This is a genomic window from Photobacterium sp. OFAV2-7 (assembly GCF_022347985.1).
Lineage (GTDB): Bacteria > Pseudomonadota > Gammaproteobacteria > Enterobacterales > Vibrionaceae > Photobacterium.
Window position 1 is genome coordinate 1 of the sequence record NZ_JAKRFQ010000298.1, and the last position, 5,470, is coordinate 5,470.

The following is a 5,470-nucleotide window of genomic DNA, read 5'->3' on the forward strand; positions in this document are numbered from 1 at the left end:
AAGCAGCTGAATGTTGTCTGCAAGGTAACGGGTCTGGCGTAGCATTGTGCTTGAGCCGCCTAGCAGAATCACCACAAAAGACACAATCATCAGTGCCGTCTGCCAGGCAACCTGTACCAGATAATCATTGTAATAGGCTTCGGCCTCGGACGCCGACTGTGAGGCGACAACCAACCAGTTCCACTGTGGCAGCTCGACGGCATACTCAAAGCGCTCCTGGTTGTTCAGCACCAGGCTACCCGCCCCTGAGAACTGATTTAAAAAGCCAGACAGGCTATTGCCATTTTCCATCACGGCTGTCAGTTCATTGATTGATCGCGCCTGGGGATGTCCCAGAAGCTTGCCGTTGTCGCGCTCGACAAGGTAGAGGTAGGCTCCCTGATCCCAGCTGCTAGACTGGGCAGCGATTGCCTGCTCGGCCAGGACTTTTCCTGCCTCGCCCTGAGCCAAAAACGTTGTCAGCATAGCCGCATTCGCTTCCGCCAGCTCCTGAGAGCGGTCCTGCTGAATGTTAACTACCGACTGATAAAAAGTATTTGCATCCCATAACTGCTTTCCGATCAGCAAAACGGTACTGAATACCATTAACAGCACCAGCTTCGGCACCAGCCGAATATTGGTCAGTCCCTTTTCCCAGGGTTTAAAAACCATCTTTGCCATTTGGAATCTCCATTTAATTATTATGCTAGCCTTGGAAATAATGACGACTTTCCGTGGGGAGGCTATTGCTCCAATGCCTGCCATCACTTCGAGCAATAATTCTCGGCCAAACTGCCCACCCCGCAGTTGGCTATGATTTATTTTTATGCTCAAAACAATAACTGATATTCTATAGGTCGGCAGGCAATTGCGAAAATTAAATGATGAAAAAGATCGACGCGGTCAAACATGAACTTAATCCGATGAGCCTGATGGCACTGGTCCTCTCGTTCATGTCGCTCGCCATTGTGACGAGCTTAATATTTATTCCGCAAACCGACAGTGTTTACATGCTATTTGTGGGCGTTGACTCGTTCATCTGCCTGCTGTTCTGGTGTCAGTTATTAACTGATCTCACTCGCAGCAATCACAAAATTCACTATCTCAAACATCATTGGCCCGACTTCATTGCCAGCATCCCGGTTATCGAACCACTTCGCTTTGCCCGCATCGTCCAGATTTTCCGTGTCATCCGGCTGCTCCGCTCCAGCCATCATATTCTCCACCATATTCGCAGCAACCGCCGCGAGGCGACGGTCGCCACCATTTTCCTGCTCCTGACGGTCCTGGTCACCGTCGGATCAGCATTGATACTGATGCTGGAAGGCAATGCTCCCGAGTCCAACATCCACTCTGCCGGTGATGCGCTCTGGTGGGTATTTGTTACTATCTCGACAGTAGGCTATGGCGATCACTTCCCGGTAACCACACTCGGGAAAATTCTGGCAGCCGTTATCATTCTCTGCGGGGTGGGCTTGTTCGGGATGGTGGCAGGCCTGGTCAGTTCACTGATTTCCGATCCTGAAAAACAACAACAAAAAGATGCCGCCCGGCACGAAGAGGAATGGCAGCAAATGCTGGCCAGCCAGCAACTGCTGTTAAAACGTATCAATGACCTGGAACAGCGGCTCGATACCAAAAGCGATCAGCGCGAAAGACGTACCATATAACAACGCCCCGCTATTGCGAGGCGTTTGAACATCAGTAGCCAATCAGGTTTACGGCCAGTATGGCGCCAGCTCGATCCCTATCTGACGGGTCTGATCCATGGCATGAAGCAGTGACTCTTCCTTACGGGAAAGCCATTTTTCAATTTGACTGCGATCTTCATCATCCTGCTGATCCAGCAACAACCTTACCGGCTCTAACTGCTGAAGATCTTCCATGCCGCGTAGCAAATCGAGCCACGGCATTCTGAAACCGGCGCGCTTCTCTTCATCATACAACTCAGCGAAACACAGCCCACTCAACAGATTACGGTTCAGGCGCGGCTGTTGATCGAGATAGTCAATACGGTTCAGCTGGCGTTCAGCCGGAAACACATCAGCCAGCTCTTCCCACGAGCGGTTCAGCACATTATCGGCAAACGGCTTGATATCACCGGCCAGGCGATCACGCGACTTGTCATCCAGGAATGGCTGCCAACCGCGGCTTAATATCCAGCGACTAAGATCAAGCAGCAGGCCACAGTAACGCGATGACTCAAGCAGTTGCATCATTTCTTCGACTTCAGGCAACGCCTGCTGCCTTGCCTGGAGCTGTTTCATCAGTTCCTTGCGCGCATTGAGCTTCTTCAGCACATGACCTTTATCGGCCAGCAGCTGTTCGATACTGGCAAACTCGCCCAACCAGTCAAGTTCGCCTTCCAGCCACTGCAGTTCCTGGCGTACCAAGGCACTTGCTCGGCGCGGGATCATTCCACCGAAGATCACCAGTGCCTGACGGATCAGGGTCAACGCCTGATGGATCTGATAAAGAGCAGGCAATTCCTGGCGTTCAGCAAAGATTTGTTCGTGGTAGTGCCAGTGTCCGAGCGCATGCTCCAGGATATTGACAAATACCGACTCAACACTTTGGTCTTGTTGCACGGGAACAAACGACAGTGCTTTAACCTGGTCACCCTGATAGTCAGCCGCCAGGCGATAGCCTCGGGCGGCCTTGCTCAGGTTGCCAAGGCGCATACCGCCTTCGGCACATAATTCACGGGCCAGGGTAAACAATGCATCCGTCTGACCGGATTTTAGCTCCAGTTCAACTTCGCAAATCGGCGTGGTCTGCCCTTTGGCACTCACTTCCCCCTGGTCAAAAGCCAGTTCTACCTGACTGCCGTCAGGCATTGCAACCAGCCATTGCTGACGCTCGAAGTCGGTAGAGAATAGCGGGGCTAGCTGCTGCTGGACATCAGCAACATTGATGCTCTCCGGCCAGGCATCGACAGGATGCAGGGAGAGATCAGGATCGGTACCGTTGATTTCAGCATTATACTCCGGACGCTGGTGCAATCCCGCGACCACCCGTCCTGCTGTTTTCAAGGTTTGAACAAATACATCATCAAAACGACGGACCCGCAGTCCGATATCGTGCTGGCGAAGAATTTGGTCTGGGGTGTCGAAGTAGACATTGCCTAACATCCGACTACTTTGCTGCAGTATTTTCGCTTCAGATATTTTGCGTAATAATTGACTCGAAAATTCTGGTGAGACGAAAAACTTCAGTTCTATCTCGGTTTCCATAGTTATACCTATAAACAGTGGCAAACCAAGGATATTTGCAATTGCCTTCCGGGGCAAGCATGAAATATCGACAAAACCTTGATCAAAAGTGGTTCCCCTATACTAACTTATACGTTAACATGCGCGCCTCTGTGACCATCGCTCAAGAATTAGCCTCTTTAGGCGCTCTTTAGGTTGATCGGCTATGCCAGTAAATACAATTATGGGGCTCTTTGCTAAATCCCCAATCAAACCGCTGCAACGTCATGTTACTCGTGTAAATGAATGTTGCGAATTGCTTGTTCCTTTTTTCGAGGCATGTCATGCCGGAGATTGGGAAAAAGCGTCGAACTTACGTGAACAGATCTCGCAGCTTGAGAAAGATGCGGATGTGTTGAAGCGTGAGATCCGCCTGAAACTTCCTCGTGGGCTTTTCATGCCTGTCGATCGTACCGACATGCTGGGCCTCCTTACACAACAGGATAAGCTTGCCAACCTGTCCAAAGATATCGCTGGTCGTGTCTTGGGTCGTCAGCTGCAAATTCCTGCCGAAATGTACCCGGATTTCGTTGCCTATGTTCAACGTTGCCTCGATGCAGCCAACCAAGCCAGCCGTGTAATTAACGAGCTGGATGAATTGCTGGAGACAGGTTTCAAGGGCAGAGAGGTAACGCTAGTTGCTGAAATGATTAATCAGCTAGATGTCATTGAAGATGATACCGACACCTTGCAGATCCAATTACGTCAACAACTAATGTCCATCGAAGACCAACACAGTCCGGTGGATGTGATGTTCCTGTACAAAATTCTCGAGTGGGTTGGCGGCATCGCCGACCAGGCACAACGTGTCGGCTCGCGACTAGAAATCATGCTATCGCGTTCTTAAGCGAGAGAATGTAACAAAAACAAGGTTTTACAATGGAAATCCTGGCTAATTACGGCACCATGATTATCATGGTGGCGGCTATCTTTGGTCTTTTGATGGCGATTGGTATTGGTGCAAATGATGTTGCCAACGCCATGGGAACTTCAGTAGGGTCAAAAGCGCTAACGGTAAAACAAGCAATTATCATCGCGATGATTTTTGAGTTTGCCGGTGCATACCTTGCAGGTGGTGAGGTAACAGACACCATCCGTAAAGGTGTTGTCGATATGTCATTTTTTGCCGATCAACCAGAGGTACTGGTTTACGGCATGATGTCTGCACTTCTTGCTGCAGGTACATGGCTTCTGCTCGCATCTTATATGGGCTGGCCTGTATCTACAACACACTCAATTATCGGTGCTATTATCGGTTTTGCCTGTGTGTCAGCAGGAACCGAATCTGTTTCCTGGTCTTCGGTGCAAGGTATCGTCGGTAGCTGGCTTATCACCCCTCTGATCTCTGGCTTCTTTGCCTATGTGATCTTTATCAGTGCCCAACGTTTAATCTTTGATACTGATAACCCGCTGGTAAATGCCAAGCGTTTCGTACCTGTTTATATGTTTATCACAGCGATGGTCATTGCGTTGGTAACAATCAAGAAAGGTCTGAAACACGTCGGCTTGCACCTTACGGGTGGTGAAGCATGGATGGCCGCACTAGCTGTTTCTACTATTGTTATGATTTTCGGCTACATCTACATCGGCAAGAAATACACTGATGATGGTAGCTCTGTTGATAGCAATGGCTATGCCGGTGTTGAACGCGTATTTAGCCTGCTAATGGTGGTTACCGCCTGTGCTATGGCATTTGCCCACGGCTCTAATGACGTTGCTAATGCAATTGGCCCACTATCTGCTGTGGTTTCTACGGTTGAGCATATGGGTGAACTTGCTGCGAAAAGTACGATCGCATGGTGGATCCTACCTCTGGGCGGTGTCGGTATCGTCATTGGTCTGGCAACGATGGGCCACAAAGTAATGGCGACAGTTGGTACCGGTATTACGGAACTGACACCTAGCCGTGGCTTTGCCGCTCAGCTCGCAACCGCATCAACGGTTGTGTTGGCATCGGGTACAGGCCTGCCTATTTCAACAACTCAAACTTTGGTTGGTGGTGTGATCGGCGTTGCCTTTGCACGTGGTATTGCCGCCCTAAACCTGGGTGTGGTTCGTAACATTGTGGCCTCATGGGTTGTAACCCTTCCTGCCGGGGCATTGCTTGCTGTCATCTTCTTCTACGCGATGCAAGCATTCTTTGGCTAAAAGTGGTACAGGTTCAAAAGAGGGAGGCTTTGCCTCCCTCTTTTCTTGCACCCGAAGGACAAAGTTTTTAGTATTTGTGCTCTTAAAGAATA

At 50.0% G+C, this 5,470-nt stretch carries 4 protein-coding genes and 1 pseudogene; 3 read left to right on the plus strand and 2 right to left on the minus strand.

Annotated elements, in window-relative coordinates; translation table 11 throughout:
• A pseudogene (locus MHN01_RS15115) lies at positions 1-660 on the minus strand (methyl-accepting chemotaxis protein); the annotation flags it as partial.
• Positions 661-863: 203 nt separating this feature from the next.
• Between MHN01_RS15115 and MHN01_RS15120 the strand changes: the two are divergent.
• Positions 864-1,649, plus strand: coding sequence for a potassium channel family protein (locus MHN01_RS15120; RefSeq protein ID WP_239412106.1), 786 nt, complete (start codon positions 864-866; stop codon positions 1,647-1,649).
• A gap of 48 nt (positions 1,650-1,697) precedes the next feature.
• On the opposite strand, the gene MHN01_RS15125 is transcribed toward MHN01_RS15120, so the two are convergent.
• Positions 1,698-3,212 carry an inorganic triphosphatase gene (locus MHN01_RS15125; protein ID WP_239412107.1) on the minus strand — a complete coding sequence of 505 codons (1,515 nt, stop codon included), beginning with the start codon at positions 3,210-3,212 and terminating at the stop codon, positions 1,698-1,700.
• 184 nt (positions 3,213-3,396) lie between these two features.
• Between MHN01_RS15125 and MHN01_RS15130 the strand changes: the two genes are divergently transcribed.
• Positions 3,397-4,077, plus strand: a complete 681-nt coding sequence (locus MHN01_RS15130; protein WP_239412108.1) for a TIGR00153 family protein — start codon at positions 3,397-3,399, stop codon at positions 4,075-4,077.
• 32 nt (positions 4,078-4,109) lie between these two features.
• Complete coding sequence (locus MHN01_RS15135; protein ID WP_239412109.1) at positions 4,110-5,378, plus strand: inorganic phosphate transporter; 1,269 nt, start codon at positions 4,110-4,112, stop codon at positions 5,376-5,378.
• Positions 5,379-5,470: the final 92 nt, after the last annotated feature.